The following is a 26463-nucleotide window of genomic DNA, read 5'->3' as shown; positions in this document are numbered from 1 at the left end:
CGGACCGCGCGCTGAGCGCCGCGATCCGGGACGGAAGTCCGACGTTGCGTGTTCGCTCGTTCACTGAGGGTCCAATCTGGAAGCCGGCTCGCCGTGGGGGCAGCCGGTTCACAGTGGACAGTGGAGGTTCGGATGCTGATCATCGCGGAGGAGAAGGACGCCTACCCACCGAACGGTCAGATCCCCAACCTGGAGACCGACGAGAAGGCGTGCGTCGACATCCTGACCAGGATCCAACCGCTCATGCCCGCCGACCTGCGCGATGAGGTGGTCGGTGCGTTGATCAACCGGTCGGAGAGCGCGCTGAAGCCCGATCAGAGCTTCGGTACGTGGGCCGAAGCCGTCACCGCCGCGACCGGCTACGCGCAGCGCGATGCCGCGCGTGCCACCGAGAGCAGTCAGCGGCGTCGTGACCAGGCCACTGACGGGGTCGACCTGGTGAAGCTCAACGCGGCGGTGGGAAGTACGGGCAAGACCGGCGACCCGCAGATCGCGTTGCGCGACGAGAGCCGCAGGTGGGCCAACTGCGGAATGGCGGCGTTCCAGATTCGCGAGCAGTTGCGCACCGCGGGCGGCAAGCCGGCCCGACTGTCGCACGATACCTATGGGGCTGGAGGCGGCGAAGCGCTCAAGAAGGCGCTCCTCGCCACGCCGGCCAGCGACGCTACCGTCCTGCTGCTCGACTGCCAGTTTCCGCAGGTGCACAACTTCATCATCGAGGTGCACCGCGACGGGTCGCGCTACCTGGCCCAGGGCTACCAGGGCACCTACTTCGCCCACTGGTGGCTCGGAATCAACAACAGTTACTCCGCCGAGGAGGTCCCGGCCGAGATTCTCGCCCTGCGGGAGCGGTACGGGTTGGGTCGGGCGATCAGCCCGGAGGACTACACGACCCTGCTCGACGGCCTGGTCGCGACCATCTCAACCGACTGGCAGGAGACCGCGAAACAGTGGCCGACGTTGCCGTTCAACCCTGACCGGCAGGAGATCGACGGGATCCGCCGCCGGTCCGGATCGCCGACCCTCCTCGTCGAGGTGTTCGAGCTGAGCGAGCCCGCCGTGGCTCGGAAGGCGCTCGGCGACACTGGCGTCGCGTCGCTCAGCGAGCTGGCCGTCCGAGGAATGGCGACTGCCTGACGAGGGTGGTCCCGGTCGGCGTGCTGCCGGCCGAGAATACGAGACCGCGGCGGGCCCGGAAGGTCCCGCCGCGGCCGAACGGTGCTGCCTCCGGGCAGCCAGGTGAGGCCCGGTTGTCGTGTCTATGCGCCCATGATGGCCTTGAGCGCGGTGTCGAGTGCCTGGTCCGCCGGGACGAGAGCGTCGGGGACCACTCCGACGCCCTCCCAGTTGGTGCCGGTGACGCTGTTGATGGTGCGGGCGGTCGGCACGGTCACGAGGATGTGTTCGGTGACCGGGTGACGGGCTGTGGGATGCGCGCCGCCGCGTGTCGTCTCACCGACGACGACGGCCCGGCCGTGCGCCTGAAGGGTGTACGCCACGTCCTCGCCCCCGGAGAACGTCGTCGCGCTGGTCAGCACGTACACCGGGCGGTCGGCGTAGCGCGGCGCGGGAAGGTGCGCGGTGGTCCAGAACTGGCGGGTCGCGCCGGTGGACCGCTCGTAGAAGTCGTTGAGGTGCACCTGGTCGTCGCGGAAGAAGTAGCTGCACCACATCGCGGCTCCCTCCGGTGTTCCGCCGGAGCAGGCGCGCAGGTCCAGGATGAGCGCGGAGCTGAGGGCGACCAGTTGCATGGCCGCGCCGATCGCGGCAGCGCCCTCGTCGGCGTACGCGATGCGCCGCACGTCGATGAACCCGACGTTGCCGTCCAGGTGCTCGACCCTGCGGATGCCCTGGTTCTCCGCCCTGAGCAGCGCGAGGAACGCCGCCCGCCCGCCGTCCTCGTCCGCTGGGTCAAGCGACTGCGGCTGCTCCGACCACAACAGCCGCAGATGCTTGTCCGGGCACACCTGCTGAAGATGAGCGGTGACCGTCTCGCAGAGCGCCGGCCCGTCCAGGCCGTCGTACTCGCCCGCCGCGAGACGACGCCGGATCGCGGCGTCGATGTCAGCGACCTTCTCGGGAAAGACATAGCCCGCCCCGATCCGATCCAGGGCCTGTCCAATTATCTGTTCGTGTGAGAGCACGACGGGCCACGTTAGACCGCGAACAGCGTCAAGACCAGCGAGTTCCGCGCAGCGGCTCAGGAGCGCGGCAGCATGCCCACGAGCGACGTGATGATGGCGACCCGCAGGGCTGTCCGTAGGTCGACGTGGTGGACCGCGAGCGCCGGCTCGGACTCGTAGACGGCGAGCAGGCTCGGCGGCGGTGTGGTGTAGGCGGACAGTGCGCCACCCATGATCAGGGTGTGCAGGCAGAACAGCTCGGCGTTGTCGCCGGCCTCGGGCAGGTGCCGCCGGACGAGGCCGGCCATCACCGCCAGCTTGCCCAGTGCGGCCCGCTTGTGCCGGCGGGCCACCTCGACCGAGACGTTGTGTTCGAGCACCCCGCCCTGCGCGCCGAACAGATCGCAGAGCACCGTCTGGGCGGCGAGCGATCGGCTGAGCACGTCGGCCGTCTGCTCCACCCGTTCCATCGCCGGCCGGCTCAGGTCGACACCGTCGGCCAGCTCCTGCTCCAGCTCGGCCAGCCAGGTCGCCGTCCGGTCGTCCAGCAGGTCGAGCAGGATCGCCTCGCGAGACTCGAAATAGCGCAGCACCGCCGTCTTGGCCAGGCCGACCCGCCGGCTCAGCTCGTTCAGGGTCACCTCGGCCACCGGCATCTCGTCGAGCATCGCCGAGGTCGTCTCCAGAATGGCCCGGCGTCGGACCTCACGCTGCTCCTCGCTGCGCGCCCGCTGGAACGTCATGACACCAACCCTAGCTTAGGTACCGCCGGTCCCTTGACAGTGTACCGCCGGTACCTTACCGTTCAGGCATAAGTTACCGGCGGTACCTAAGGAGCCTGACATGAAGTGGACCGAGCAGCAGATTCTGCGCCAGGACGGCCGGGTGGCCGTGGTCACCGGCGCCAACACCGGGCTGGGCTTCGAGACCGCCCGGCGGCTCGCCGAGCGCGGGGCGTCGGTCGTGCTGGCCGTACGCGACACAGGCAAGGGCAAACTGGCCGCCGCCCGCATCAACGGCGACGTCTCCGTACGGGAACTGGACCTGACCTCGCTGGAATCGGTGCGAGATGCCGCGGCGGGCCTGCGCGCCACCCACCCGCGGATCGACCTGCTGATCAACAACGCCGGCGTGATGTACACCCCGAAGCAGAGCACCCGCGACGGCTTCGAGATGCAGTTCGGCACCAACCACCTGGGCCACTTCGCGTTCACCGGCCTGGTGCTCGACCTGCTGCTGCCCGTGCCCGGCTCGCGAGTGGTCACGGTCAGCAGCGTCGGCCACCGCATCCGCGCCGCCATCCACTTCGACGACCTGCAGTGGGAGCGTTCGTACAGCCGGGTCGGCGCCTACGGCCAGTCGAAGCTCGCCAACCTGATGTTCACCTACGAGTTGCAGCGCCGGCTCGCCGCGCACGGCACCACGGTCGCGGTGGCCGCACACCCCGGCGTCTCCAACACCGAGCTGATGCGCAACTCCCCGCCGCTCGTCCGCGGACCGATCACCTGGCTCGCTCCGGCGATCACCCAGTCCCCGTCGGCCGGCGCGCTGCCCATCCTGCGGGCCGCCACCGACCCGTCAGTCCTCGGCGGGCAGTACTACGGCCCCGACGGCCTCGGCGAGGCGCGCGGTTACCCGAGGCTTGTCACTTCCAGCCCCGACTCCTACGACGTGAGCGTGCAGCAACGCCTCTGGGATGTCTCGGAGGACCTCACCGGCGTGCGATTCCCGGTGGGCCGGGCAGCCGTCGCGGCGTGACAGTGCCGAGCGTTGCGCCTACCCGGCAACCCTTTGCAGGCCACGAATATCCTCTCGGCCATGGCTGAATACCGCAACATCACAGGTGTCTCGGCGCTGCGGGCCGCACTGACGGCAGTCCTGTGCGGGATCCTGCTGACCGGTATCGGCGTCACCATCATCTGGAATGGTCGAGGTTGGCCGGGGGAGGTCTACGACACCGCCACGCTGATCAGCTCATCCGAGACGCCGTTGGGCGCGAAGCGCCAGGGGACGCACTACGACTTCCAGTACGCCGTACCCGGTGGACGGCAGGTCGTCCTCAGCGAGATGGTCACCCGCAGCGGCTCCGTCAATCGTGACGGTGACTCCGTCACGGTCCTCTACTCGCCGGATGCCCCGGAGGATGGCCGGCTGTGGGTGTCCCGAGACGGGGCGGAGTTCCTGCCCGCGCTCGGCGGGACAGCGCTCGCGTTCGTCGGGCTGTGGGGCGTCATCCACGAGCTTCTCCAACGGCGCCGCCGACGGCAGGTGACCGCCCGCGCGTAGTTCGGGCCGCCTCAGTCGCGGCCGACCCAGGTAGCGACGCACGCCTCGTTGCCTTCGGCGTCGGCCAGGACCCACCACATGGGCGCGTGCGCGTCGGACACCAGGCGGCCGCCGGCGGCCAGGGCAGCGGCGATGCGAGCCTCCGCCTGATCGTGCGGGACAGCTATGTCGAGGTGCATGCGGTTGCGATGTGGACGCGCCTCGGCCATGTGCTGCAACCCGAAGCCCGGGCCGCGACGTAACGGATCGAACAGGTATTCGTCGCCGATCTGGCGGTAGCCGAGCAGCGCCCGCCAGAACGGCAGAACGTCCGCGCTGGCGAGTGCGTCGAGGGTGATGTTGACGAGTTGGACGGCGGTTGGATCGGCGTGAATGTCCAGTTCCTTGGCTGCGGCCGAGATCCGCCGCGCCAACGCGATGTCGCGCCGAGCCAGGCTCACTGTCACGCCGGTGGCGCGCAGGTCGACGCTGAGGTACTGCTGCTGGGTTTCGTCGGTGAGCCGGCCGATCTCGTCGACGAGCGCGATGCCCTCGGCCAGTGAGCCGGTCGGGAAGTGGGCCGAAACCAGGTGGTAGAGGGAGCGCCAGTCCTCGACCCCGTCGGCCGCGTGGAAATGCGCGGCAGTGATCTGCGCAGTCATGTCGGCGAACCTAACATCGGCGGTGTTGCCTCCTGGCGTTCACAGCTGGGCGACGACCACCCGGGTGGCCCGGGCGATGAGCGCGTCGTCGGGGGTGGCGTCCTTCGTGTCGCGACTGGACAGCACCGCCAGCACGATCGGGGCCCGGTCGGGCGGCCAGATCACCGCTATGTCGTTGCGGGTGCCGTACCCGCCGGTCCCGGTCTTGTCCCCGACCACCCAGCCGGCCGGCACCCCGGCGCGGACCAGCGCCGTGCCGGTGGTGTTGCCCCGCAACCAGCCGCGCAGCACGTCGCGGTCCGCCGGTTCCAAAGCAACCCCCACTGTGTACGCCCGCAGGTCGCCGGCCAGGGCCCGCGCGGTGCTGGTGTCCCGCTCGTCGCCAGGTGTTCCCTCGTTCAGCGCGGTCTCGTAGCGGGCCGCCTCGGTGACCGTGTCGCCGAGCGCGCGCAGCTTCGCCTCGAACCCCGCCGGCCCGCCGAGGTGGCGCAGCAGCAGGTTGCCGGCCGTGTTGTCGCTGTAGCGCACGGCGGCGTCGGCCAGAGCGCGCAGGCTCATGCCCTCGCCGACGTGCTTCTCGGTGACAGGGGAGTGCGCCACCAGGTCCCGCGCCGGATACCGCACCACCCGGTCCAGTTGGGCGTCGGTGGTGCCGTCGAGCACCTGGGCGGCAGCGAGGGCCTTCCACGTCGAGGCGTACGCGAACCGCTCGTCGGCGCGGTACTCAACGGTGCGACCGGTGCCCGTGTCGACGGCGTAGATCCCCAGCCTCGCCCCGAACTGCTCCTCCAGCCGACGGAACTCCTGATCGGCGGCCGGCGACGGTGCGAGGGTCACCTCCGGGCTCGGCGTCGTCCGTGCCTCGGTGGAGTCGCGGTTGCCGCCGCCGCTGCACCCCGCCAGCGACACCACTGTCACCGCCGTGGCCACCACTGTGGCCAGACGCCGGGCCGGGAACGCCATGTCACTCCTCCTGCGGGTGCCGTCGGTCAGGGCAGGATCTCGACGTACCCGTCACTGCCGTGCACGCGGATCCGCTGCCCGTCGCGAATCAGCCGGGTGGCGTCGAGCACGCTGACGACAGCCGGCAGGCCATACTCCCTCGCGATCACCGCGCCGTGCGTCATCAACCCGCCGACCTCCGTGACCAGGCCGGCGATGCCGACGAACAGCGGCGTCCAGCTCGGGTCCGTGTGGGCCGTGACGAGGATGTCACCCGCTTCGAGGTCGGCCTGCGCCATGTCCAGGATGACGCGGGCACGTCCCTCGACAGTCCCGGCGGACACCGGCACACCGGCCAGGGCACCGGCCGGCAGGTCGTCGCGTCGGTACGCGCCGGTGATGACCTCGCCGTCGGAGGTCAGCACCCGGGGCGGGGTGAGCGCCTGGTACGCCCGGAACTCGTCGCGACGCTGCCGGATCAGCTCGGCGTCCACCCGGTGTGTGCGGACCACCTCGTGGAACTCCTGGAACGTGAGGTAGAAGACGTCCTCCTGCTCGGCGAGCACCCCGGCGTGCACCAGCCGCTCGGCCTCCGCCAGCAGTGCCTGCTTGTACAGGAAGTAGCGGCTGACGATGTCGTACTTCGGGTACTCCCGATAGCCGATGAAGGCCCGCACCCGGTCGATCATCCGCGCGGTCTCGTCGGCCTTCTGCTGCCCGTCCGGCAGCGCCCGCAGGCGCGTCAACACCTCTTGTGCCTGCTGCCGCGCCCGCTGTTGGCCCTGCTCGAAGCGCCGCCGGGCCGCGCCCGGCTCGAAGAGCTTGACGTTGTCGAGGAGTACGGGCACGAGCGTGGCGGGGCGTTCGCTCCACCGTGGCCTGGTGATGTCGATCTCGCCGACGCAGCGCATTCCGTACCGATCGAGGTACGCCTCGATGGCGGCGCGCGCCTCGGCCCCGCCCGTGACCTTCGGCAGATCGTCGAGGAAGTCGTCATGCGCGCCGTCCTGAAGGAGCGCCACCACCTCCGGATACGGACGGATCACGTCGGCGACGTCGAGCAGCGCCAGCCCCATCTCCGACGTGACGTTGCCGGGGGCGGAGAGGGTGAGGGTGTCCGCGGCGTTCTTCTCGCCCAGCCACTCGTGCAGCCGGTCGTTGAGCCACCAGGTGGCCTCCATGCCCGCCATGATCGCCTGCATGTTCAACGGATCACTGAGGACCCGCTTGTGCTCCTGGAACGCCTCGTGCAGGAAGTCGAACAGCGCCGTACCGGTCACCGTCGCGATGTCGCGTCGCAGGGCGGCGATGGACGCCTCGCTGCGCTCGATCAGCTCGGTCACGATCGCCGGGTCGGCCTCGCCCGAGGTGGACGGGCCGCCGGTCGTCGGCCCACCCGGACCGGCCTGGTCCGGCAGCGTCGGAACGAAGTCCCGGCGGTCGAGCAGGGTCTCCAACGCGTCGCGCATCAGCGGATCGTCGCGCCCCGCCATCTTGAGGAAGCCCGCGCGGCTGGTGGGGGAGGCCAACAGCCGGGTGGCGTCGACGAACAACCTCCCGCCGGCCGCCAACATCCGGGCCATGGCGGTCAGCTGCCACATGGAGAGGCCCAACGGCCGCATGGCGTCGGTCATCATCTGCTGGTGACCGACCGAGAGGTAGACGTGGTTCTCCTGGTCGTCGGTCGCCGGGACGGGGAACAGCGTAGTGATCGGCCGGCTCTGCACGATCTGGAAGTCGTCGTCGACCAGGCACCATTCGATGTCCTGCGGGCGGCCGAAGTGCGCCTCGATCCGTCGCCCGAGCCGCACCAGCCGCAGCGCCTGAGCCTGCGTCAGCGCCGGCAGCTCCTGCCGCTGCGGATCGATCGCCACTTCCCGCGTCCCGCCGCCGGGCAGCGCGGTGACGGCACGCTCCTTCGCGGCGACCGTGCTGGCGACCACCTCACCGTCGCGCACAGTGAAGACGTCCGGGTTCACCAGACCGGACACCAGGGCCTCGCCGAGGCCGAAGCTGGCGTCGACTGTCGCGACCTTCCGGTCGCCCGTCACCGGGTCCGCCGTGAACAGGATGCCGGAGGCATCCGGAAGAACCATCCGCTGTACGACGACAGCCATCTGGACGGTGCGGTGGTCGATGCCGTTGCGCAGGCGGTAGATGACGGCCCGCTCGGTGAACAGTGACGCCCAGCACCGGCTGACGTGCCGCAGAACCGCCTCCGGCCCCACCACGTTCAGGTAGGTGTCCTGCTGGCCGGCGAAGGACGCGGTGGGCGTGTCCTCCGCCGTCGCGCTGGACCGTACAGCGTAGGCGGCCTGCTCGCCGAACCGGGCGAGCGCGCCGGTGATCGCGGCGGCCAGGTCGCCCGGAACCGGTGTCTCCTCGACGCTGCGGCGGATCTCCGCGCTGAGCGTGCTGATCGCCTCCCGGTCGTCCGGGCTCAACCGCGACAGCTGATCGAGCCGATCGTCGATCGACGGCGTCTGCGCCATGACCTTCCGGAAGGCCGCCGTCGTCACGCAGAACCCCGCCGGCACCCGGATACCGTCGATCCGGGACAGCGCGCCCAGGTGCGCGGCCTTGCCGCCGACCACCGACACCTGCGTCTCGTCGACCTCTCGAAGATCCAACAGTGGTGCCCGGTCGCCGCGGTCCCCGTCCATCGACAACACACCCACGTCGCGCCCCCGTTACCTCGTTTGTGCTGGTCCGGCCGCCGATTCTGCGCCACGACCGGGGTCTTGCCGCAAGCCCCCAGGTGCGGTATACGTTAGAAGTGGCAGGGAGAGTGATCTCCTTGCCGTTTGTTCTTGGCGGGGCGGCCGAACGGGCGATCAGGCCCCCGCTCAGTCGTAGGGAAGTCGGCGCTGCTCGATTTTCAGCCCTCGGCCGAGCTGCCAGGAGGCGGTGGGCCAGGCCGCTATGAATCCAGCTATCAGCCCGAGCTGACCGGCGAACCAGAACGTGGCGCTGTCGGGTCGCAGGGGTGGCTCCGGCAGGACCACCCGATGGGCGAGCGTCAGCCACGCGAACAGCGCCACCTCGAACGCGGTGATGGTCAGCAGCTCGATCCTGCCGACCTTCGACAGCGCGTGCCAGACCTTTCCGAGGCTGCGACCCGGCCCGGCGAAGTACCGGAAGAGCACGGCGATCGTCACCGCCATCAGGTAGTCGCCGGCGTAGTCGACCCACAGCGGGTCCTCGGCCGGGTCGAATCTCACGGCGTACAGGGCGATCTCGGCAACGATGAACCCGAGAGCGCAGTGCGCGCCGCAGCGGGACACGTGGGTCACGACGATGCCCCGACGGGGCCGTCGCGGTTGCCCCTCCTGCCGCCGTCGAGAGAACGCCTCGGGCCTGCCCCAGTTCCAGTAGAGGCGGACGGCGGCCGGGCCGATGTAGAGGACGGTCACCAGCCAGACGATCTCCATGACCCGGACCGGCTGACGGTGCCCGCGCAGATAGGTGTCGGCCAGCACGACCGCGAAGCTGACGACGCCGACCGCCAGCGAAGCCCAGGAGAGCGCCACGAGCCAGGTTGGTTGCATCCCCGCCCCTTCCGCCAGCCGGGCGAGTCTTTCATGTCGTACTCGTCCGGATTGGCGGTTCGGGCGTTCCCGGCCCTTGTGCCGGAGCGGTGCTGGCCCCGTCTGCTGCGGTCAGTCGCGCTCCAGGCCGGCGAAGACGACCGTGAGCGTTCGGGCTTGCAACTGCTGGTTCCACCCACCATGCAGAGCGCCCTGGCACAGGCTGCTGAGGAGCGCCATCGTCTCGGGTAGCCGTACCGAGTCGGCGACGGCTCCGGCGGCTCGCGCCTGCTCCAGCAGCCTGCCCACCGCCTCCTCCAGGTGACTCACCGCGTCGGGAAGCCGGATGTCCACCCCGGACCCGGCGAGCAGGTCGACGACGGTCTTCTTCGCGGCGGCCTGCGCCACCAGGTGGGTGAAGAACGTGAAGAGGTCATGTTTTCCGGCCTCCTCGACGAGTTGCGCGAGCAGTCGCTTCATGATCGCGGCAAGCAGGTCGTCCTTGGTGGGAAAGTGCCGGAAGACCGTACCGATGGCAACGCCGGCCCTGCGGGCCACCTCCTCGGTGGACGCACGGGTACCGAACTCGGCGAAGATCGCCTCGGCGGCGTCGAGGATGCGTGCCCGGTTGCGCTGCGCGTCGGCACGCAGCGGCGACCCCTCTATCAAAGTGAGTCTCCACTCATTATTCTCGTACGGATAAGTCGAGTCATGACTCATTATCCAGGAGGACGACGTGACACCAAGCGAGATCTTCGACAGCATGCGCGCCCGGTGGCTCGCGAACCTGCCCACCTACGAGGCCGACTCGCTCGCCGACGACGTGGTGCTCGAGACGCCGTTTGCCGCACCCGGCCGCCCTACCCGTATCGAAGGGAAGCAGCAGGTCCTTGAACACACCCAGGCCGGCAGGGCGATGTTCCCGGTCCGGTTCGATGACTGTCGCAACGTGCTCCTGCACGAGACCGCTGATCCCGAGGTGATCGTGGTCGAATACGAACTGGTCGGCACCCACACGGCGACCGGGCTGACCGCCTCGGCGCCATTCATCGGGGTGCTGCGGACCCGGGACGGCAAACTGGCCCACTGGCGCGAGTACCAGCACACCCTCGCCATCGCTCAGGCCGTCGGTCAGGGATAGAAGAGGCATCTCCGCGCTGGCACACTCTCGGTCATGGTCGACTGGTACACGCGGGCCGAAACGGACGGCGACGTCGTCCGGGTCTCGGAACCACACGTCAACGAACTGCTGTCGGCGAACTTCTGGTGGTTGCGGGGCAACGATCGGGACATCGTGATCGACGCCGGGCTCGGTGTCGTCGCTCTGCGGGAGGCGATTCCGAGCCTGTTCGAGCGTGATCCGATGGTCGTGCTCACCCACGCGCACCTGGATCACGTCGGCGGGGCGTCGGAGTTCGGGGACCGGGCCGCCCACCCGGCCGAGGCGGGGATCCTGGCAGCGGGCGTACCGGCGAGCCTGTACGGGGTGGAACTCTTCGACAAGCTGGGCATCGCCGGTGCCGGAGAAGACATTCCGGATCTCATGATCGATGTTCTGCCCGATCCCGATTACGACCCGGCTGCCTACCGCGTCGCACCGATGACCCTGCACCGTCTGCTCGGCGACGGCGACCGCATCGACCTGGGCGGGCGGGTGCTGACAGTGCTGCACTTTCCCGGCCACACGCCCGGGAGCATCGCCCTGCTGGAGGAACACACCGGGACGCTGTACTCGGGCGACATCATCTACGAGGGTGCCCTGATCGACAATCTGCCGAACTCCGATGTGGCCGCGTACCGCCGAAGCATGCAGGCCCTCGTCGACCTCGACGTGTCCCTCGTCCATCCCGGCCACGGGGACAGCTTCGAGCGCACGCGCCTTCGCCAGTTGGCCGAGACCTACCTGCGCAGAACGGCGTAGGGCGCGACCTGCCGATCTCGACGGCGGGTCACGCGGTTAGGGTGCTCGCCATGATCGAGGACGTCGTATGCCGTTGACGAATCCCTGGCTGTCGGAGCCCACACCAGCCAAGCGGCTCGATCGTGAACGGCTTGAGGAGCGCCTGCTCAACCTGTTGTCGTCGCAGAACATGTGCGTGCTCGCGACCGCAGGGCCGGACGGTCCGTTGGCCACCCCGGTGCGGTACTACCCGCTCGGCTTCGCGGTGCTCTTCACCGCCGCGCCACGGTCTCCGAAGATCCGCAACATCGCCGCCGACCCGCGCGTGTCCATCGGCATCTTCGCGCCGCTGGTCGGGTTGGCCAGCAGCCGCGGCGCCCAACTGTTCGGGACGGCCAGGGTACTTGCGCCGCAGCATCCGGACCGCGCGCACTACTGGGAAGCGGTTCGGTGGGAGAACGAGCACGCCGAGCAGGGGCGGGCGCTGTCCGAGCCACCCGAGAACACACTCGTGGTCGTCGAGGCAGAGCGGATCGTCTACACCGAGCACTGGCTGCGACGTGAAGGTTTTGCGCCACGCCAGTTCTGGCGTCGCTCCGTCAATGACGGAAGCTGATTTATTGCATAATTCGCTACGTGCCTCCCAAAAGGGAAACTTCACGGCTCACCCGTAGCCCGGGCCGGTTGCTGGCCTTCAGCGACGCTGTCTTCGCGATCGCCGTGACGCTCCTCGTGCTGGAGATCCAACCGCCCGACGACTTCGAGCGCCTCGTTCAGGGGCTCGGTGCGCTCTGGCCGTCGTACCTGGCCTACGCGTTGAGCTTCCTGCTCATCGGGCAGGTGTGGGTGAATCACCACGTCATGTTCGACCGTGTCCGGCACGTCGACCGAGGGGTCCTGTTCCTCAACACGTTGCTCCTGATGGTCATCGCGTTCCTGCCGTTCTCCACGTCACTGCTCGCCGACGCGTTGCGCGCGGAGCAGGGGCTGCGCGCGTCGGTCGTCGTCTACGGCGGCACACTGTGGACGGCGGCGGCTCTCTTCAACATCGTGTGGGCGCACCTTCGGCGGGCCGGACTGCTGGACCCCGGCCTCGGTCCCATCGGTGCGCGGGCCATCGGTCGCCGGTTCGCGCTCGCGCTGGTCTGGATCGGCTCCGGCATCCTCGTCGGCGCGTTCGTGCCGATCGCCGGCGTCGCCATCATCGCTGGGTTCCTGCCCGCCTACTACCTGCCCATCCGCGGCGAGTACGGCGAGGACGACACCGCTGGGCAACCGGCCGACTAACTAGAGTCGGTGCCATGCGGATCCGGATCGACGGCAGCGATCTCCCAGGTCAGCGTCCCGGTGCGGAGGCCGACGCGCTGCGGCGGGGCAACGTACACGTCGGGGTTCAGCGCAAGGCCGAGGTGGTCCATCAGGTCCCGGCCGACGCGGCCAGCGCCACCTGGTCCTTCGAGGTGTCCAGCCGTGAGGTCGACGGTGCGCTCGACGTCGGCGGCCCCTGGGTGCACGGCCGCCCCGGGGCGCGGTTTCTCTATCTGAGCTGGGGCGCGTTGACCCCTGACGGCTTCGCCATGTTCCGACGAGCGAAGTTGATGTTCACCGACGTGCCGACCGAACTGCTGCGCGCCGCCCATGAGGACAACGGGACGCTGGTCGGCCGGGTCGGGTTGACCGATGCCGCCGGTGAGCCCGTCTGCGCTCGGGTGCACCCGCCCGCGATCTCGTGGACGGTGGAGTGAGTAGCCGTCTAGCTGCCGAAGTCGACGCCGCTGAGGGAGACGGAACGGTACGCCGCGAGGCGTTCGGCCTGCACGGTGATGGCCTTACGTGTGGCGTCCGACAACCGCTGCCACGGCTGGACGGCGACGGTGAACGTCCTGCCGGACTTGCGGGGCCGCCAGGTGCCCACCAGCTCGCCGTCGACCAGGACGGCGCCGGGGCGACCCAACACCGGCCACAGCTCCTTGGCGTGGGTGGCGTCCGGCACCAGCGTTGCCCGGTCCTTGGCCTGGAGGAACAGGTCGAACGGGCCGAGCAGTCGGGTGACAGTGCCGTCGGCGGACGCCAGCGCCTCCTCGTCGGCGGCCAGCAGTGAGCGCACCTCGCGGTCGACCGTCACCTCGATCACATCGTCGGGCCAGTGCGCCTTCACGTCCTTCACGGGGGAGTCGAGGTAGTCGGCGACCTGTTTCGGGGTGGCCGGGCCGAGCAGGCGAAGATAGGCGCGGATGAGGTCGAAGCGGTCACCAGCGGTGCCTGCTTTCCTGAAGCCGGTGATGCGCCGCAGGACCGGTGGTGAGGTGTCGAGCTGCAGCTCCACTCCGGCCCGCACGGCGGCGAGCCGGAACGGCATCTCGTAGAGGTGCGTGGCGTCGCAGGGCCGGCAGAACCGCAGATAGGGCTCGGGCAGCATGGTGGCCAGGCGGCCGGAGACGTCCCCCTTGACGGTGGGCGTGCTGACGATGGCACGCATCCGGTCGGCGATCTCGTCCAGGGCCTCGAGGGTGTCGATGCCGGCGGCCTTCAACGGTTTCGCGGCGTCGTAGATGCGCTTGCCCGCGTCGGCCTCGGAGAAGGGTTCGACCGCCGCCGCCACCTTGGCAACGTCGGCCCGGCGGTAGAGGTGGGGAGCGCCCCGCACCGTCCACAGCAGGACCAGGTCGGTGTCGGACAACGTGGTCACGTCGACCCCGCGTACCGCCAGCGCCCACCGTGCGCCGTCCGGACCGGTGTTCTGCACCCCGAGGTCCAGGACGGCGGTGTCGGCGATTGTGCCCTCGTCGCGGTCGAGCTGCTGGGCCCGGACCCGGAAGTTCATCACCTGGTGCCGATCGACCATGTCAGCACCCTAGTTGGGGCGGCGCGCCCGGTGGGTCCAGGCGCGCAGCGCCCATTCGACGGGGCCGTACCGGAACCGCCGTAGCCACCACGCACTGACCACCAGTTGCCCCGCGAAGATCACCAGTGCGATCAGCAGTGTCTGTGCCGGCGAGGTGCGGCCGACCAGGCCCCACCCGAGGCCGGTGAAGACGAGCACGCACACCAGCGACTGGGCCAGGTAGTTGGTCAGGGCCATCCGCCCGGCGGGCGCGAACGCGTCCGCGAGGCGCGGCCGCCGCGTGAACAGTCGCAGCAGGGTCGCGGCGTAGGCGGCGGCCAGGAACGGCGCGGTGACGATGCTGACCATCAGTCCGGTCAGGTTCGCGGTGGAACCACCGACCGCGAACACGGCGGCGCCGGCCAGACCGATGGGGTACCCCACCTTCTCGCACCGGCGTAGCAGGCCCTCGTGGGCGGGCAGGGTGGCGAGGAGCCGCTGCTTGCCGGCGGCGAGACCGACCAGGAACGCCGCGAACGCCAGCGGCCCCTGCACGGCGAGGCCGCCGATCATCGCTGGCATCGACCGAAGATGCTCCAGGACGACATCGTCCAAGCCGCCGCCCAGAGCCAGCGTGGAACGCGCGCCGGCGCCGAGCGCGGCGGCCTCGTCCGGAACCAGTGTGGCGCCGAGGACCGCGGCGACCCCGACCACCACGGCGATGCCGCCGATGATGGTCGCCGCCGCGATCAGCGCGGTGCGGGGCTCGATCCGCCGGACCGCGAGGAGCACGAGACCGAGCAGCGCGTACGTGGTGAGGATGTCGCCGTGGAACAGCAGCACCGCGTGCAGCACGCCGAGAACGAACAACCCCGAGAGCCGCCGCAGGAACGCCGGGCGGAACGCCGCTCCGCGCCGAGCCGCGGAGTCGAGTTGCAGGGTGAAGCTGTAACCGAACAGGAAGGCGAACAGCAGGTAGGCCTTCATCGCGAAGAACAGCTCCACCGCGCCGGCGATCAGCACGTCCACCGCGCCGTGCGTCGGGTCCTCGACCAGGTGGAAGTCGTAGCCGGAGCTGAAGAACGCGATGTTCACCAGCAGGATGAGCAGCAGCGCGCAGCCGCGCAGTGCGTCCACGACGGTGATGCGGGCGCGGGTGTCCCCGGGCGAGGGCTGTGGGTGGCCGTCGCCCGGTGGGTCGAGCCGGGTCACATTCATGGTGTCCAGCCTCCGGAACGCGGCCCGCTGCCGGGAAGTGCTTTCGTCACACGCACCGTTGTGACGAAAGGGCGCCATTCCTACGGCGGGGGAGACGACTCCCTCCGCGCGGCGATCCGCTCGCCGCGCCGTTCGGCGACGGTGATCTCGGATGTGCCAACGCCCGCCGCTGATGGAGACGACGCCGTGACTTGAACACCGCACACGAATGCCATGCCCGCCCCGCCACCACCGCCGTCCTGGGCCCGCCGAGCCGGGCACGTGGCGTGGATGGCCCCCGTACTGGGCTTCATCCCGCTGCACGTGCCATGGATCCTCGGCATCCCGGTGTTCGCCCATCCCGGTCCGTTCCGCGAGTGGTACCACGGTCGTGGGCCCGGCGTGGGGGGACCACCCGGTCGACGGCTTTCTGGGCCTGCCGCCCGGCGCGTTCTACCTGGGCCTGCTGTGCGTCCTCGCCGGGCTCGGCGGCGTACTGGCGCTGGGGCTCATCAAGGACTGGGGCGTGGTCTTCCCCCGGTGGGTGCCATGGCTGCGCGGACGTCGGGTGCCACAGTGGTTGCCGCTGACGCCAACGGTGCTGGGATACGCCCTGATGATCGGCTACTCGGCGACCCTGCCCTGGCAGTTCGCGGCGGACCTGAGGGAGCCCGGCACGGAGGACATCTTCACCCCGACCGGCGTCCTGATCGGTCTCCCGCTCCTGTTGGCCTGGACGATCGCGTTGCCACTGGCCGAATGGTCCTACTACCGCCGTACCCGTCGGCCGCGACGCGACCGGCGGCGCTGGTCGGCGGCAGTGGATGACCGACCAGCGTCGCCGTCCCGGTGGCCCAGAATCGGGTGACAATTTCAGGCGACCAGGGAAACCCGCCCGTTGTCCAGGTCGTAGCGGGCGCCCACCACCCGCAGCGCGCCCTCGTGCACCTTCTCGGCGATGATGGTGCTGCGTGCGCTGAGCGCCTCCACCTGGGCGGCGATGTTGGCGCGCACCCCGTTCTCCACGGGGTCGCCGGGCTGGTTCAGCACCGGCTCGACGATCGGGCGCAGGGCGTCCACGATGGTCCCGATGTGCCCGGGCGCCGTACCGCCGGTGTGGATGGCGTCGATGGTGGCGGTGATCGCGCCGCAGCGTTCGTGGCCGAGGACGACGACCAGCAGGCTGCCGAACTCCTCCACGGCGAACTCGACGCTGCCGAGCAGCAGGTCGTCGACGATGTTGCCGGCCACCCGGTTGTCGAACAGGTCACCCAGCCCCTGGTCGAAGAGCACCTCGGGGGCCACCCGGGAGTCCGCGCAGCCGACCGTGATGGCGAACGGGTGCTGGCCGGCGGCGAGCCGGTGCAGGTCGGACAGGCTCTGGTGCGGGTGCCGGCCGTGACCGGAGGTGAACCGCCGGTTGCCGGCCTGTAGCCGACGCAGCGCCTCCGTCGGCGTGTCGATCGGGCTTTCGGCTGGCGCGGCGGAGGCGGCGGACGGGCTGGCTGCGGCCGCGCCGAGGGCCACAGCGGCGGCGCCACCGGCGGTCAGCAGCGAACGACGGGACAGGTGCGAACGTGCCACGATCATCTCCCTGAGGTGAGGCAACTCGCCTCTTCCTACCAGCTCCCGTCCACATTGGTGGTTACCGTGCGGTGGCCAGTGGGCGACGGTGACATCGCCGCTGACAGCACGCGAAGTGGCCGATCGCCGAGCGAATTGATCAACGTTTGGACTTCGGATATCGTCCGCGTCCGTGAAATCTTCCCGTCTTGCCTCCGCCATGTTGATCCTTGCCGTTTCGACGACCCTCGCCGCCTGTGGCGACGCCGACAAGGCGACGACCGCCGGATCCACCACGCCCGCTGCCACCACCGCAGCCCCGTCCGCAGTGGCCACCTCCGCTGCCGCCACGCCGGCCTCGTCGCCTGCGGCGGGCGCCGCGAGCGACAAGGAGCTTTGCGAGTCGGCGAAGAAGGTCAGCGACGAGATGAAGGCCGAGCTGGTCAAGGTCGCCACGACCGGCGAGGCGTCGGCGGCGGATTACCAGAAGATCCTGAACGACCTGGACAAGAAGATCGCCGTGGTCGCCTCGACCGGCGACGGCAAGGTGGCCACTGCCCTGCGGGCGTTCGGCGCGGAGGCGGCCAAGGCCGCGGCTGCGGCGGACCCGGCGACCGCCGCCGACAACCCGGCCTTCGAGAAGGCCGGCAAGGACATCTCTGCCGCGTGCAAGGCGGCGGGATTCACGCTGGTCATCTGACCCTCGTGTCCCGGTCGCACCGGGTGCGGTGACGGACGGCCCCCACGCCTCAGCGTGGGGGCCGTCGCATCGCAGGCGGTGGTCAGCCGCCGGCGAACGTCGTGTCGACGCCGCACTTGGCGTTCTGGTTGAGGCAGGACTTCACCAGGTCGCCGAGACGCTCCGGTTCCCAGGCGTTCATGAAGTCGCCGTGCATGGATGACGGCTTGCCGGAGGAGAGGCTGAGGCCGTCACCCCCCAGCGACTCATAGTTGACCATGAAGGAGAGATCCGGAACGGCCACCGGGTACTTGCCGGTGCAGACGCCGTTCACCGGGTCGCCCATGTGCGACTTGTGATCGGGTGAGTCGATGTTCTTGCCGTCCCAGCAGTCCTTGAAGACGAGCTGGAAGATCAGGTTGCCGCCGGGGGCGCACTTCGGCCAGTTGCCGTCGGCGCTGCGGCCGATCTCCGCGCTACCCGCGCACCAGAACTGGTTGCTACCGGCGTTCTTCGGGGTGTCCACCTGCCGCTTGGCGTCACCTTCGACCACCCTCAGACCCGGCGGGAAGGGCTTGACGGTCGACGGGTCCTTGACCCGCGAGCCGTAGTAGATGCGCATGCTCTTGATCGGCACCGCCTTGCCGTCCTTGCGCAGCTCCGGGGTCCAGTAGGCGCTCTTGTCACCGGGGGCGTTACAGGTGTTCGCCGCGTCGAACAGCTTGTCCGTCGTGGTGAAGGCGTCGATCTTCGGGCCGAAGAAGGTGTGCATGTGCGAGGCGCCAGCGAGACCAGGCAGGACGATCGGATCGTCCGGGGCCGAGTTCGCGACGCCGCAGTCGGTGTGGAATTCCGGCACCCGGGTGGTGCCCGGCGGAACCGCCTTCGGCTTCATGGCGTTGAAGGCCGCCAGTTCCCTGCTCCACTGTGCCTGGTCGACGGGCACCCAGCCGCCGGCCGGCGGGCTCGGCGGGACGGACGTCGACGGGGACGCGGACGCGGTGGAACTCGGCGTGGCCGAAGGGGCGGCCGATGTGCTCGGCGTGGCCGACGCGCTGGGCGACGTGCCCGTCGCGGGCCCGAACGTGAACCAGTTCAGGTTCACGAAGTCCGACTTCGAGGCGCTCTTCATGACCGCGAAGACGGTCTGCGCGCCGGACGGCACGGCCGACGCCTTCGCGGTGACGGTCGTCCACTTCTGCCAACCGCCGGTCTGGGCGATCGGGAAGCCGGCCAGCAGTGGACCGTCCTGCGCGCCGAGGCGCAACTCGACGGTGCCGCCGGCGGCGTTGTGCGAGGCGACCCGGGCGGTCAGGTCGGCGCCCGTCACCGACACATTGTCGAAGCGCAGCCAGTCGCCGCTGGCCAGCCAGCCAACGTTACGGCCGCCGTCGGCGTCGCCGGTGCCCTCGGTCTGCGCCCCGGACTGTGCCGCGAAGGCCTCTGCCTGCACGCGGCCGGGCACGGCGACCTCTTCGGCCTGAGCGCCGGCGATGTAGATGCCGCTGCCGGCCAGCGCGGCGGCAACCGCGGAGGCGAGCGTGATGCGAGTGAGGCGACGACGCTTTCGCGCCCGATCCGGCGGTGCGACGTGCGCGGGGGGAGTCCGCATTACCAGTGGTTTCCTTCGAGTCGACGGTGAAGCTCTGTCGGAAGGAGTATGTGCACGTCAGAGGCCTGCATCAACTCGCGGGAAAAGAATTAAGGAGGCCGGTCGGCAAGCGCCCTGGCAGCCGGCGCGACGGCTCCGGATGACAATTTTTCGCTCGTCCAGCCTTAAGTTTCCTTTAAGTCCTGCCGCCCGGTTACGGTGCGACGATTACGAATTTTCAGTAACGAATTGTCGGCGAATTCTCGGTCTCAGTCGCTGACCGGTTCGACGCGGATGGCCGGCGACAGCGCGCGCAGGAAGTCGGGCGCGTCGAACATCTCGCCGGCGGAGGCGACGCCGCTGGTCCTCGTCCGACCATCGAGCACGCGCCCGACCGCTTCCACGGCCAGTGGTGCGCTGACGGCGTAGATGTCCCGGCCGCTGGCCACGACACGGCGGCGCTCGTCGCCGCGACGCACTATGACGTCGACAGTGAACGTCTGCGCGGACCGGCCCCGCCCGTCGACCGCTACCGGCGCCGCCGCGGCGGTGAGGTCGCTGGCGGCGTCGACGGTCATGTAGGTGCGGACCTCGGGGATGACCAGGTGACGGGGGATGGTGACGACGTCGGCCATGCTGAACTCCCCGAGGACGCTGCGGCGACCCAGCGGCGCGGGGAAGTCCCAGTCCACCCTCGGCAGGTCCCCGCCGGACTGGTACTCCAACCGGCCGCCGGTGTAGCGGACCCGACGGCCGGCGCGGCGCTCGCGGGACACGACGCCCGCGGCGACCGTCCCGGCCGTCGGGTGCCAGCTACTCAGTCCGTACGCGACGTGCGCCTCGTCGGCCGACGTCCAGTCGCCCATCGCCGTCGTCGCCAGCAGGTCACCGAGCCCGCCGAAGAAGGCCATCGCCGGGACCACCGCGACACCGGCGGCCCGGGCGCGCTCGGTGAAGTGGGTGAACGTGTCGAGGTTGGCCTCGATCTCGGCCGCCACGTCCACGTACGGGATCCCGGCGCGCAGCGCGGCCTCGATCACACCGGCGGCGGTCGACGCGAACGGACCCGCGCAGTTGATGACCGCGTCCACACCGGCCAGCGCCGCGTCGAGCGAGGCCGGATCGTCGGCCGACGCCACCCGGTAGCCGGGCCCGAACGCCGCCAGCCGGCGCGGGTCACGGCCCACCGGCAGCGCGCCGAACCCGCGCTCACGCAGCTCCGCCATCACGAACCGTCCGGTGTGCCCGTACGCCCCGAACACCGCCACGTTGTAACCCATCGCTGCCCCCTCGGAAGATCGTCTGGGTCCAGCCTCCCGCGGCGTCCAGCGACCGACCAGTGTCGGGAACGCCAACCCTCGTATAGTTTCGGACATGACCCTTGTCGCGATCGCCGCCACCGACGGGATGCTCCACTTCGAGCTGGCCCTTGCCTGCGAGGTCTTCGCCCACGACCCCTCCGGCCTGGCCGATCCCTGGTACGACGTGGCGATCTGCGGTCCCGGCCCGGTCCGGGTCGGCCGCTTCCTGCTGGCACCCGACGACGGGTTGGACCGCCTCGCCCGCGCCGACACCGTGATCATCCCGTCGGTCGAGGACGTCGACGGGGACGTACCCCCCGACCTGCTCGACGCGGTCCGCGCGGCCCACCTGGCGGGCGCCCGGATGGTCTCGCTGTGCACCGGCGCGTTCGTGCTGGCCGCCGCTGGGGTGCTGGACGGGCAGCGGGCCACCACCCACTGGGCCCACACCCAGGCGCTGGCCGCCCGCTATCCCCGGGTCCGCGTCGACCCTGACGTGCTCTACGTCGACAACGGCACCGTGCTCGCCTCCGCCGGCAAGGCCGCCGCGATCGACCTGTGCCTGCACCTGATCCGCCGCGACCACGGCTCGACGGTCGCCAACGCCGTCGCCCGGCGCCTGGTCGTGCCGCCGCACCGCGCCGGTGGTCAGGCCCAGTACGTCACCACCCCGGTGCCCGCCCGTGACGACCACCCGCTGGCCACCCTGTTTCCCTGGGCCCTGGCCCGCCTGGACCGGCCGCTGACCGTCGAGGACCTGGCTCGGCAGGCGAACATGAGCTCACGCAACCTGGCCCGCCACTTCCGTTCGGCCACCGGCACCACCCCACTGCTGTGGCTGTCGACGCAGCGCGTCCGCCGTGCCCAGGAGCTGCTGGAGAACACCGACGACAGCATCGACGCCGTCGCCGAGGCGGCCGGCATGGGCACCGCCGCGACACTGCGTCGACACTTCCACCGCACCGTCGGCGTGCCCCCGGACGCGTACCGGCGTACCTTCCGGGCCACCAGGTCCACCGTCGGCTGAATCCTGACCGGGGGTACGCGGGAAGGCGTCGCTCGCCGACGTCGGGCAGAATGCCAAGCTCCTGCTCTGCCGGTGCTCGGGGGGGATCCGATGGGCTACAACTTCGAGTACGTCGATCTGCCCGAGCCCGCCGCGATCGCGCGCGCCCAGGCTGAAGAGTGCATGGAGCTGAACGGTTCGTGCGGCAACTGGCCACAGTGCTACAACGAGTACTCGTCGCTCGCGGCCGCCTACCAGTTCGCGCTCAACATCGTCGGCATGGCGTTCTGTCGGGAGCGCATGCGGTCCGCCGGCATGACCTACCAGGCGACCCCACATCCCTTTCCGGACTGGCCGTTCGACAGTGTCGACGACTGGCGCACCAGCGACGAGCGCCGACGAACGGCCTACCGGGAGGCCGAACGGGCGGCATCCGCGCAGACCCGCCCCGGCAGGGTGGGGATCCCCGAGTTCAAGCTGACGAGCAACGGTCCCTGGGTGGTGGGCAGGACCGAGATCGAACAGGCGTTGGTCCTCTACGAGGCGTCGCCGACCACCCCGCGCGCCGAGTGGGAGACCGACGCGCTGTGGGTGGGCTGGCTCGGCTGGCTGCGCGAGACACGCGCCCACGGCGGCTTCACCGTCAACTGACCGGGCCGCCACCGCTGTCCGGGCGTTGCCGGGCGAACGCGTCGCGCTTGCCCCACCGGCCGGGGATGTCCAGCAGCGCGATCCGCCCGAACGCCGACGGCAGCGCCGGGTCCACGGCCAGGTGGTCGTCGTGCGGGTTGATCCCCAGCATGGTGCGGATCAGCAGCATGCAGGCCCCACTGGACCACGCCTGCGGGCTGCCCGCGGTCGGATACCGGATCGGGAACCGGGTGGTGTCCCGGTCGAACCCGCCGAACGCCTCGGGCAGACGACCCTCGAAGTAGGTGGCGGCGGAGAGGATGCCCTCGGCGATGCGGGCCGCCTCGTTGCCGAACCCGTAACGGCGCAGACCCCAGGCGATGAACGAGTTGTCGAACGGCCAGACCGTGCCGTTGTGGTAGCCGAGCGGGTTGTAGCGGCGTTGCCCCTCGGCGAACGTCCGCACCCCCCACCCGGAGAAGAGGGCCGGACCCATCAGGTGCTCGACCACCCGGGCAGCCCGCTCCGGTGGCACGATGCCGCTCCACAAAAGGTGCCCGATGTTGGACGACAGGCCGTCCACGGGGGTGCCGTCGTGGTCGAGCGCGAGGGCGTAGAAGCCGCGGTCCTCAAGCCAGAAGTCCCGGTTGAACCGGTCGTACAGGGCCGCGGCCTCGCTCTCCAGCCGCTCGGCGTAGGCAGTGTCGCCCCAGAAGGTGCGGGCCAGTCGTGCCCCCCGGATCTTCGCGTCGTAGGCGTACCCCTGGGTTTCGCAGGTGGCCCTCGGGAAGCCCGGCAGTCGGCCGTCGGCATAGGAGATGCTGTCCCAGGAGTCCTTCCAGCACTGGTTGTCCAGGCCGGTGACGCGGTTGCGTCGCTGGTACCAGACGTAGCCGGTGGAGGTGAGGTCCGCGTACCGATCGATCCAGGCCAGGGCCGCGCGGGCTTCCTGCTCCAACTCCATCACCAGCGCCGTGTCGCCGCTCCACCGCTCGTACTCGTCGAGCAGCACCACGAACAGCGGTGTGGCGTCCACAGTGCCGTAGTAGGGCGAGTGCGGCTGTTCCTCGAACGCGGCCGACTCCCCGTAGCGCAGCTCGTGCAGGATCCGGCCCGGGTCCTCCTCCAACACGTCGTCGGTCCGGACGCCCTGCAGCGACGCGAGGATGCGCAGCGTCGGTGGGGTCAGCGCCGGGGTGACGGGCAGGGTCTGCAGGCAGGTCAGCAGGCTGTCGCGGCCGAACAGGGTCATGAACCAGGGCAACCCGGCCGCGGGTACGCTCGCGCCGCTGAGCGAGAGCGGGGCGAAGCGCACCGCCGCCAGGTCCACCAGGCTGCGGTGGTAGACCTGCTGGAGGCCGACGCTCTCGGTGTCCAGGGTCGGGGCCGCCGCGACCCAGGACCGCACGCTGGCAGGCAGGGTGGATTCGTCCGGCCGTTGGGCGCGCAGGGCGGCGCGCAGGTCGACGCCGTCCGGACGCAACGCCAGCATGACGGCCTGCAACTGGGTCGACCACTGCTGCTCGGGGCGCAGCCGGACCGTGAACCGGAGGCCGCCCGGGTCGAACTCCGCGGGCTCACTCGCCGACACGACGACCTCACGGCGGTAGGTGCCGCGCCGGTAGCCCAGGCGCAACTCGTTCGGGCCGACGTGCGTGTAGTACGCGCCGCTCTTGGCGCCGGTGTCGAACTTGATCTCGAAGATGTCGGCGAAGTCGGCGGCCACCTCCAGACGTACGTCGAGCGTCATGTCCCGGTCGCCGTAATTGAAGATCGTCAGCGACTCGGTGAGGTCCGGGCCGATGCGCCTGCGCCGAATGGCCGACACGTCGGCCTCCACGTAGTCCACCGCCGCGCCCGGCACCGCGAAGAACGTGACCTCGAAGTACTGACTGTCGTCGACCGACAGCGCTGTCAAGCACTCGCCGTTGACGGTGAGCCTCCAGCGGGACAGGAAGCGTGTGTCGGCGGCGAAGAGGCCGACCGGGGTGCTCGGGGACGACTGCACGTCGCCGCTGGCGTCGGACACCATGAAGGTGTTGCCGTCGATGCACGCCACCGTGCCCGCGATGTCCCTCATCGGTCACGTCCCACCGTCGGGATCCTCGCGCCGAAGCCGCCCGGGCTCTCGCGGAAACAGTCGCCCGAGGCGCAACGCCAGGGCGAGATCGCCGTCGACCATGATCTCGCCCCGGGTGATCGCCGCCAGCCCGTTCACCTCGCCCCGCGCCATCGCGTCCGCGAGCTGCGCGGACACCCGGATCACAGTGGTGGCGGGGGCCCCGCTTCGGGTCACCCGCATCCGGCCGTGATCGATGTCCAGCAGCCACTGTTCCAGGTCGCCGTCGTCGCCGATGTCGAATCGCACCCTGCCACAGACCTTGCTGAACAGTGGATCCTGGCCAGCGACCGTCAATCGCTCGAAGAAGGCGCTGGTCTCCGACATCCCACCTCCCCGGACGCTGGTAAGAGCGGATGCCGGCTACCCGCTGCCGCGCACTACTAACGCCGGTGGTGCCCCGTTGTTCAGGGTGCGAGCGAGAAGCGGGTCCAGGTGGCCGCGTCGGTGGTGACGAGGACGTGGTCCGGCTCGCCCGTCGACCCGTCGTCACGCCCGAAGAGCCAGGCGTAGCCCGGCGCGACACTGACCGACCCGACGAGCCGACCGTACTCCCGGACGACGGTAAAGTTTCGCCCATCGTCCCGGCTGACCAGCAGCCGCGCACGGCGGTCGGCTTCGGTGCCCCCACTGGCGGTGATCGCCAGCAGGGACCGGTCCGACCCCACCGTGAGGTCGTAGTGCAGCTGATCCGGCAGGTCGACGCCGGTGTCCGTCCAGCTCTTCGCGCCGTCGGTGGTCCGCAGCAGCCGCACCTCGCCACCCGCCGACGATTGGGTCAGCACGTACCCCTCCCGGTCGTCGAGCCCCACCGCCGTGATCACGTACGCGTCGTCGCCCACATCCCAGGTGGTCCAGGTCGCGCCTCGGTCGGCGCTGCGCGCGACTGTCGACTCCTGGCCGCCGTGGTACGTGGCCCAGATGCTGCCGTCCGCCGCCGGGTAGAGGCTGAACAGCGGAAGCAGGCTCGGCGCCGTGGCGGTGAGGCGGTACACCGTTCCGCTCAACGGGTCCACCGCGAGCGGCTCCACCACCGGCGCACAGCCGAACCCGCACAGGACCGGTCGGGCCGTCGCCGGGAACGTGGGAACGGCGACGATCGCGGAGTCCGCGTCCCGCCAGGTGCGGCCGTAGTCGGTGGAGAGGTGGGCCAGCCCGTCGTTGGTGACCAGATAGGACCGCTCACCGAGCACGGAGAAGTCCATGCTGCTGCTCGGCGTCGCTGCGGCGGTGTCGGCCGCACATCGGGTGCCCTCGAAGCGCGCCGCGTCCCAGTCCGACCAGCTGCGGCCGGCGTCGCCGGTGTACGAGAAGCGCACGACGCAGCCGTCCTGCCGCACGTCGACCCCGGAGTCGGGCCCGGTCAGCGTGAACTCGCTGAACTGCGCACCTGACGGTGTCGGCGGGTCGGCCGGCGCGCCCCGGTCCGGCTCGACCACCAGCGGTACGACCGTCAGCCCGGCCAGGACGACCAGTGCGGTGGTCACCGTCGCGACCGACCGGCGCCGACGGGATCGGGCAGTGGTGCGCAGCTCGTCGAGGGGCGGCTGCGACACGGCCTCGGTGACGGTGTCGACGTCGAACCCGGAGAACTCACTACCGGACATCGATCCTCCCGGTTTCCGTGGTGTCGGTGTCGGCGAGCAAGGCCGCCAGAGCGACCCGGCCCCGCGACAGCCGGGACTTCACCGTCCCGGACGAGACGCCCAGCGTCGCGGCGACCTCGTCCACCGGCAGGTCGACGAGGTAGTGCAGGGCCAGCGCATGTCGCTGCCCCTCGGGCAGCACGTGCAGCGCGGAGAGCAGGGCGAGGTGCTCCGGGGAGTGGTCGGCGACGGCCGGCGGTGGACCGATGCGGCGCAGCAGCCCGTCGAGCACCCGACGGCGGCGGTACCGGCTGCGGGCCCAGTTCACCGCGACGCGACGCAACCAGGCCTCCGGGTTCTCCAGTTCGGCGAACCGCCCTGGCGCCATCAGTGCTCGCGTGAACGCCTCCTGGACCGCCTCCTGCGCCTCGGTCAGGTCACCGGTCACCGCGTACAGCTGAACGACGAGGCGTCGGAAACAGCTGGCGTAGAGCTCGGAGATCGGATCGCCGTCGGACACCGTCACCCCCCTTCTCCACCACTCCCAC

At 70.1% G+C, this 26463-nt stretch carries 28 protein-coding genes; 12 read left to right on the top strand and 16 right to left on the bottom strand.

Annotated elements, in window-relative coordinates; translation table 11 throughout:
• Positions 1-132 precede the first annotated feature (132 nt).
• Positions 133-1137, top strand: coding sequence for a hypothetical protein (locus ACFYPG_RS21590; RefSeq protein WP_387353637.1), 1005 nt, complete (start codon positions 133-135; stop codon positions 1135-1137).
• 122 nt (positions 1138-1259) lie between these two features.
• On the opposite strand, the gene ACFYPG_RS21585 is transcribed toward ACFYPG_RS21590, so the two are convergent.
• Both ACFYPG_RS21585 and ACFYPG_RS21580 read right to left on the bottom strand, forming a co-directional pair.
• On the bottom strand, positions 1260-2144 hold the full coding sequence (locus ACFYPG_RS21585; RefSeq protein WP_387353636.1) for a S41 family peptidase: 885 nt from the start codon (positions 2142-2144) through the stop codon (positions 1260-1262).
• Between the two features lie 56 nt (positions 2145-2200).
• A complete protein-coding gene (locus ACFYPG_RS21580; protein ID WP_387353634.1) occupies positions 2201-2866 on the bottom strand; it encodes a TetR family transcriptional regulator in 666 nt (221 codons plus the stop codon).
• Positions 2867-2966: 100 nt separating this feature from the next.
• Here ACFYPG_RS21580 and ACFYPG_RS21575 point away from each other — a divergent pair, with 100 nt between their 5' ends.
• Together ACFYPG_RS21575 and ACFYPG_RS21570 are read left to right on the top strand one after the other, a co-directional pair.
• Positions 2967-3881 (top strand): SDR family NAD(P)-dependent oxidoreductase, encoded by a 915-nt coding sequence (locus tag ACFYPG_RS21575; protein WP_387353633.1) that lies wholly within the window; start codon positions 2967-2969, stop codon positions 3879-3881.
• Positions 3882-3941: 60 nt separating this feature from the next.
• Positions 3942-4409: a DUF3592 domain-containing protein gene (locus ACFYPG_RS21570; RefSeq protein WP_387353631.1), complete on the top strand. Its 468-nt coding sequence runs from the start codon at positions 3942-3944 to the stop codon at positions 4407-4409.
• An 11-nt stretch (positions 4410-4420) separates the two neighbouring features.
• On the opposite strand, the gene ACFYPG_RS21565 is transcribed toward ACFYPG_RS21570, so the two are convergent.
• The 5 genes from ACFYPG_RS21565 to ACFYPG_RS21545 all read right to left on the bottom strand — a co-directional run bounded on the left by ACFYPG_RS21565 (position 4421) and on the right by ACFYPG_RS21545 (position 10188).
• Complete coding sequence (locus ACFYPG_RS21565; protein ID WP_355007835.1) at positions 4421-5050, bottom strand: VOC family protein; 630 nt, start codon at positions 5048-5050, stop codon at positions 4421-4423.
• Between the two features lie 39 nt (positions 5051-5089).
• Entirely contained in the window at positions 5090-6013 is a 924-nt protein-coding gene (gene bla / locus ACFYPG_RS21560) for a class A beta-lactamase (RefSeq protein ID WP_387353629.1), read from the bottom strand.
• Positions 6014-6039: 26 nt separating this feature from the next.
• Positions 6040-8655, bottom strand: a complete 2616-nt coding sequence (gene rph / locus ACFYPG_RS21555) for a rifamycin-inactivating phosphotransferase (RefSeq protein ID WP_387353628.1) — start codon at positions 8653-8655, stop codon at positions 6040-6042.
• A 183-nt stretch (positions 8656-8838) separates the two neighbouring features.
• Positions 8839-9540, bottom strand: coding sequence for a DUF4396 domain-containing protein (locus tag ACFYPG_RS21550; protein ID WP_387353626.1), 702 nt, complete (start codon positions 9538-9540; stop codon positions 8839-8841).
• 111 nt (positions 9541-9651) lie between these two features.
• Complete coding sequence (locus ACFYPG_RS21545; RefSeq protein ID WP_387353625.1) at positions 9652-10188, bottom strand: TetR/AcrR family transcriptional regulator; 537 nt, start codon at positions 10186-10188, stop codon at positions 9652-9654.
• 67 nt (positions 10189-10255) lie between these two features.
• Between ACFYPG_RS21545 and ACFYPG_RS21540 the strand changes: the two genes are divergently transcribed.
• The 5 genes from ACFYPG_RS21540 (at position 10256) to ACFYPG_RS21520 (ending at position 13164) form a co-directional block, all read left to right on the top strand.
• A complete protein-coding gene (locus tag ACFYPG_RS21540; RefSeq protein WP_387353623.1) occupies positions 10256-10660 on the top strand; it encodes a nuclear transport factor 2 family protein in 405 nt (134 codons plus the stop codon).
• A gap of 33 nt (positions 10661-10693) precedes the next feature.
• The gene (locus tag ACFYPG_RS21535) at positions 10694-11440 is read left to right on the top strand and encodes an MBL fold metallo-hydrolase (protein ID WP_387353621.1); all 747 of its coding nucleotides are present in this window, start codon (positions 10694-10696) and stop codon (positions 11438-11440) included.
• A 67-nt stretch (positions 11441-11507) separates the two neighbouring features.
• Positions 11508-12035 (top strand): pyridoxamine 5'-phosphate oxidase family protein, encoded by a 528-nt coding sequence (locus ACFYPG_RS21530; RefSeq protein WP_355007842.1) that lies wholly within the window; start codon positions 11508-11510, stop codon positions 12033-12035.
• 20 nt (positions 12036-12055) lie between these two features.
• Positions 12056-12706, top strand: coding sequence for a TMEM175 family protein (locus ACFYPG_RS21525; RefSeq protein WP_387353619.1), 651 nt, complete (start codon positions 12056-12058; stop codon positions 12704-12706).
• A gap of 14 nt (positions 12707-12720) precedes the next feature.
• On the top strand, positions 12721-13164 hold the full coding sequence (locus ACFYPG_RS21520) for a DUF5990 family protein (protein WP_387353618.1): 444 nt from the start codon (positions 12721-12723) through the stop codon (positions 13162-13164).
• Between the two features lie 8 nt (positions 13165-13172).
• Here ACFYPG_RS21520 and ACFYPG_RS21515 read toward each other — a convergent pair whose 3' ends face one another.
• Together ACFYPG_RS21515 and ACFYPG_RS21510 are read right to left on the bottom strand one after the other, a co-directional pair.
• Complete coding sequence (locus ACFYPG_RS21515; RefSeq protein WP_387353616.1) at positions 13173-14264, bottom strand: winged helix DNA-binding domain-containing protein; 1092 nt, start codon at positions 14262-14264, stop codon at positions 13173-13175.
• Positions 14265-14273: 9 nt separating this feature from the next.
• A complete protein-coding gene (locus tag ACFYPG_RS21510) occupies positions 14274-15461 on the bottom strand; it encodes a DUF418 domain-containing protein (RefSeq protein WP_387353614.1) in 1188 nt (395 codons plus the stop codon).
• Positions 15462-15831: 370 nt separating this feature from the next.
• On the opposite strand from ACFYPG_RS21510, the gene ACFYPG_RS21505 reads away from it, so the two are divergent.
• On the top strand, positions 15832-16308 hold the full coding sequence (locus tag ACFYPG_RS21505; RefSeq protein WP_387353612.1) for a hypothetical protein: 477 nt from the start codon (positions 15832-15834) through the stop codon (positions 16306-16308).
• 5 nt (positions 16309-16313) lie between these two features.
• Here ACFYPG_RS21505 and ACFYPG_RS21500 read toward each other — a convergent pair whose 3' ends face one another.
• Positions 16314-17030 (bottom strand): carbonic anhydrase, encoded by a 717-nt coding sequence (locus tag ACFYPG_RS21500; RefSeq protein ID WP_387353610.1) that lies wholly within the window; start codon positions 17028-17030, stop codon positions 16314-16316.
• A 166-nt stretch (positions 17031-17196) separates the two neighbouring features.
• Between ACFYPG_RS21500 and ACFYPG_RS21495 the strand changes: the two genes are divergently transcribed.
• A complete protein-coding gene (locus ACFYPG_RS21495) occupies positions 17197-17703 on the top strand; it encodes a hypothetical protein (RefSeq protein ID WP_387353608.1) in 507 nt (168 codons plus the stop codon).
• An 82-nt stretch (positions 17704-17785) separates the two neighbouring features.
• On the opposite strand, the gene ACFYPG_RS21490 is transcribed toward ACFYPG_RS21495, so the two are convergent.
• A complete protein-coding gene (locus ACFYPG_RS21490) occupies positions 17786-19294 on the bottom strand; it encodes a DUF1996 domain-containing protein (RefSeq protein WP_387353606.1) in 1509 nt (502 codons plus the stop codon).
• Positions 19295-19542: 248 nt separating this feature from the next.
• A complete protein-coding gene (locus ACFYPG_RS21485) occupies positions 19543-20553 on the bottom strand; it encodes a saccharopine dehydrogenase NADP-binding domain-containing protein (RefSeq protein ID WP_387353604.1) in 1011 nt (336 codons plus the stop codon).
• Positions 20554-20647: 94 nt separating this feature from the next.
• On the opposite strand from ACFYPG_RS21485, the gene ACFYPG_RS21480 reads away from it, so the two are divergent.
• Together ACFYPG_RS21480 and ACFYPG_RS21475 are read left to right on the top strand one after the other, a co-directional pair.
• On the top strand, positions 20648-21601 hold the full coding sequence (locus ACFYPG_RS21480) for a helix-turn-helix domain-containing protein (RefSeq protein ID WP_387353602.1): 954 nt from the start codon (positions 20648-20650) through the stop codon (positions 21599-21601).
• Between the two features lie 90 nt (positions 21602-21691).
• A complete protein-coding gene (locus ACFYPG_RS21475) occupies positions 21692-22231 on the top strand; it encodes a hypothetical protein (protein ID WP_387353600.1) in 540 nt (179 codons plus the stop codon).
• On the opposite strand, the gene ACFYPG_RS21470 is transcribed toward ACFYPG_RS21475, so the two are convergent.
• The 4 genes from ACFYPG_RS21470 to ACFYPG_RS21455 form a co-directional block, all read right to left on the bottom strand.
• A complete protein-coding gene (locus tag ACFYPG_RS21470; RefSeq protein WP_387353598.1) occupies positions 22224-24290 on the bottom strand; it encodes a glycogen debranching N-terminal domain-containing protein in 2067 nt (688 codons plus the stop codon). The two genes, ACFYPG_RS21475 and ACFYPG_RS21470, sit on opposite strands and share 8 nt — an antisense overlap.
• A gap of 3 nt (positions 24291-24293) precedes the next feature.
• Positions 24294-24656, bottom strand: coding sequence for an SCP2 sterol-binding domain-containing protein (locus ACFYPG_RS21465; RefSeq protein ID WP_387353597.1), 363 nt, complete (start codon positions 24654-24656; stop codon positions 24294-24296).
• A gap of 80 nt (positions 24657-24736) precedes the next feature.
• Positions 24737-25936 carry a WD40/YVTN/BNR-like repeat-containing protein gene (locus ACFYPG_RS21460; protein ID WP_387353595.1) on the bottom strand — a complete coding sequence of 400 codons (1200 nt, stop codon included), beginning with the start codon at positions 25934-25936 and terminating at the stop codon, positions 24737-24739.
• A complete protein-coding gene (locus ACFYPG_RS21455; RefSeq protein WP_387353594.1) occupies positions 25926-26441 on the bottom strand; it encodes a sigma-70 family RNA polymerase sigma factor in 516 nt (171 codons plus the stop codon). Before ACFYPG_RS21455 ends, ACFYPG_RS21460 begins: the two co-directional genes overlap by 11 nt.
• Between the last annotated feature and the right edge of the window lie 22 nt (positions 26442-26463).

The sequence above is a fragment of the Micromonospora sp. NPDC005553 genome (assembly GCF_042871765.1).
Classification (GTDB): domain Bacteria; phylum Actinomycetota; class Actinomycetes; order Mycobacteriales; family Micromonosporaceae; genus Micromonospora.
The sequence above is the reverse complement of the archived record's forward strand: the minus strand, read 5'-3'. Positions and strand labels throughout refer to the sequence as shown.

Coding starts and splice junctions, on each gene's coding strand:
- ACFYPG_RS21590 (WP_387353637.1), top strand. CDS start 133: ATGCTGATCATCGCGGAGGAGAAGGACGCCTACCCACCGAACGGTCAG.
- ACFYPG_RS21580 (WP_387353634.1), bottom strand. CDS start 2,866: ATGACGTTCCAGCGGGCGCGCAGCGAGGAGCAGCGTGAGGTCCGACGC.
- ACFYPG_RS21575 (WP_387353633.1), top strand. CDS start 2,967: ATGAAGTGGACCGAGCAGCAGATTCTGCGCCAGGACGGCCGGGTGGCC.
- ACFYPG_RS21570 (WP_387353631.1), top strand. CDS start 3,942: ATGGCTGAATACCGCAACATCACAGGTGTCTCGGCGCTGCGGGCCGCA.
- ACFYPG_RS21565 (WP_355007835.1), bottom strand. CDS start 5,050: ATGACTGCGCAGATCACTGCCGCGCATTTCCACGCGGCCGACGGGGTC.
- bla (WP_387353629.1), bottom strand. CDS start 6,013: ATGGCGTTCCCGGCCCGGCGTCTGGCCACAGTGGTGGCCACGGCGGTG.
- rph (WP_387353628.1), bottom strand. CDS start 8,655: ATGGACGGGGACCGCGGCGACCGGGCACCACTGTTGGATCTTCGAGAG.
- ACFYPG_RS21550 (WP_387353626.1), bottom strand. CDS start 9,540: ATGCAACCAACCTGGCTCGTGGCGCTCTCCTGGGCTTCGCTGGCGGTC.
- ACFYPG_RS21535 (WP_387353621.1), top strand. CDS start 10,694: ATGGTCGACTGGTACACGCGGGCCGAAACGGACGGCGACGTCGTCCGG.
- ACFYPG_RS21530 (WP_355007842.1), top strand. CDS start 11,508: ATGCCGTTGACGAATCCCTGGCTGTCGGAGCCCACACCAGCCAAGCGG.
- ACFYPG_RS21520 (WP_387353618.1), top strand. CDS start 12,721: ATGCGGATCCGGATCGACGGCAGCGATCTCCCAGGTCAGCGTCCCGGT.
- ACFYPG_RS21515 (WP_387353616.1), bottom strand. CDS start 14,264: ATGGTCGATCGGCACCAGGTGATGAACTTCCGGGTCCGGGCCCAGCAG.
- ACFYPG_RS21510 (WP_387353614.1), bottom strand. CDS start 15,461: ATGAATGTGACCCGGCTCGACCCACCGGGCGACGGCCACCCACAGCCC.
- ACFYPG_RS21500 (WP_387353610.1), bottom strand. CDS start 17,030: ATGATCGTGGCACGTTCGCACCTGTCCCGTCGTTCGCTGCTGACCGCC.
- ACFYPG_RS21490 (WP_387353606.1), bottom strand. CDS start 19,294: ATGCGGACTCCCCCCGCGCACGTCGCACCGCCGGATCGGGCGCGAAAG.
- ACFYPG_RS21485 (WP_387353604.1), bottom strand. CDS start 20,553: ATGGGTTACAACGTGGCGGTGTTCGGGGCGTACGGGCACACCGGACGG.
- ACFYPG_RS21480 (WP_387353602.1), top strand. CDS start 20,648: ATGACCCTTGTCGCGATCGCCGCCACCGACGGGATGCTCCACTTCGAG.
- ACFYPG_RS21475 (WP_387353600.1), top strand. CDS start 21,692: ATGGGCTACAACTTCGAGTACGTCGATCTGCCCGAGCCCGCCGCGATC.
- ACFYPG_RS21470 (WP_387353598.1), bottom strand. CDS start 24,290: ATGAGGGACATCGCGGGCACGGTGGCGTGCATCGACGGCAACACCTTC.
- ACFYPG_RS21465 (WP_387353597.1), bottom strand. CDS start 24,656: ATGTCGGAGACCAGCGCCTTCTTCGAGCGATTGACGGTCGCTGGCCAG.
- ACFYPG_RS21460 (WP_387353595.1), bottom strand. CDS start 25,936: ATGTCCGGTAGTGAGTTCTCCGGGTTCGACGTCGACACCGTCACCGAG.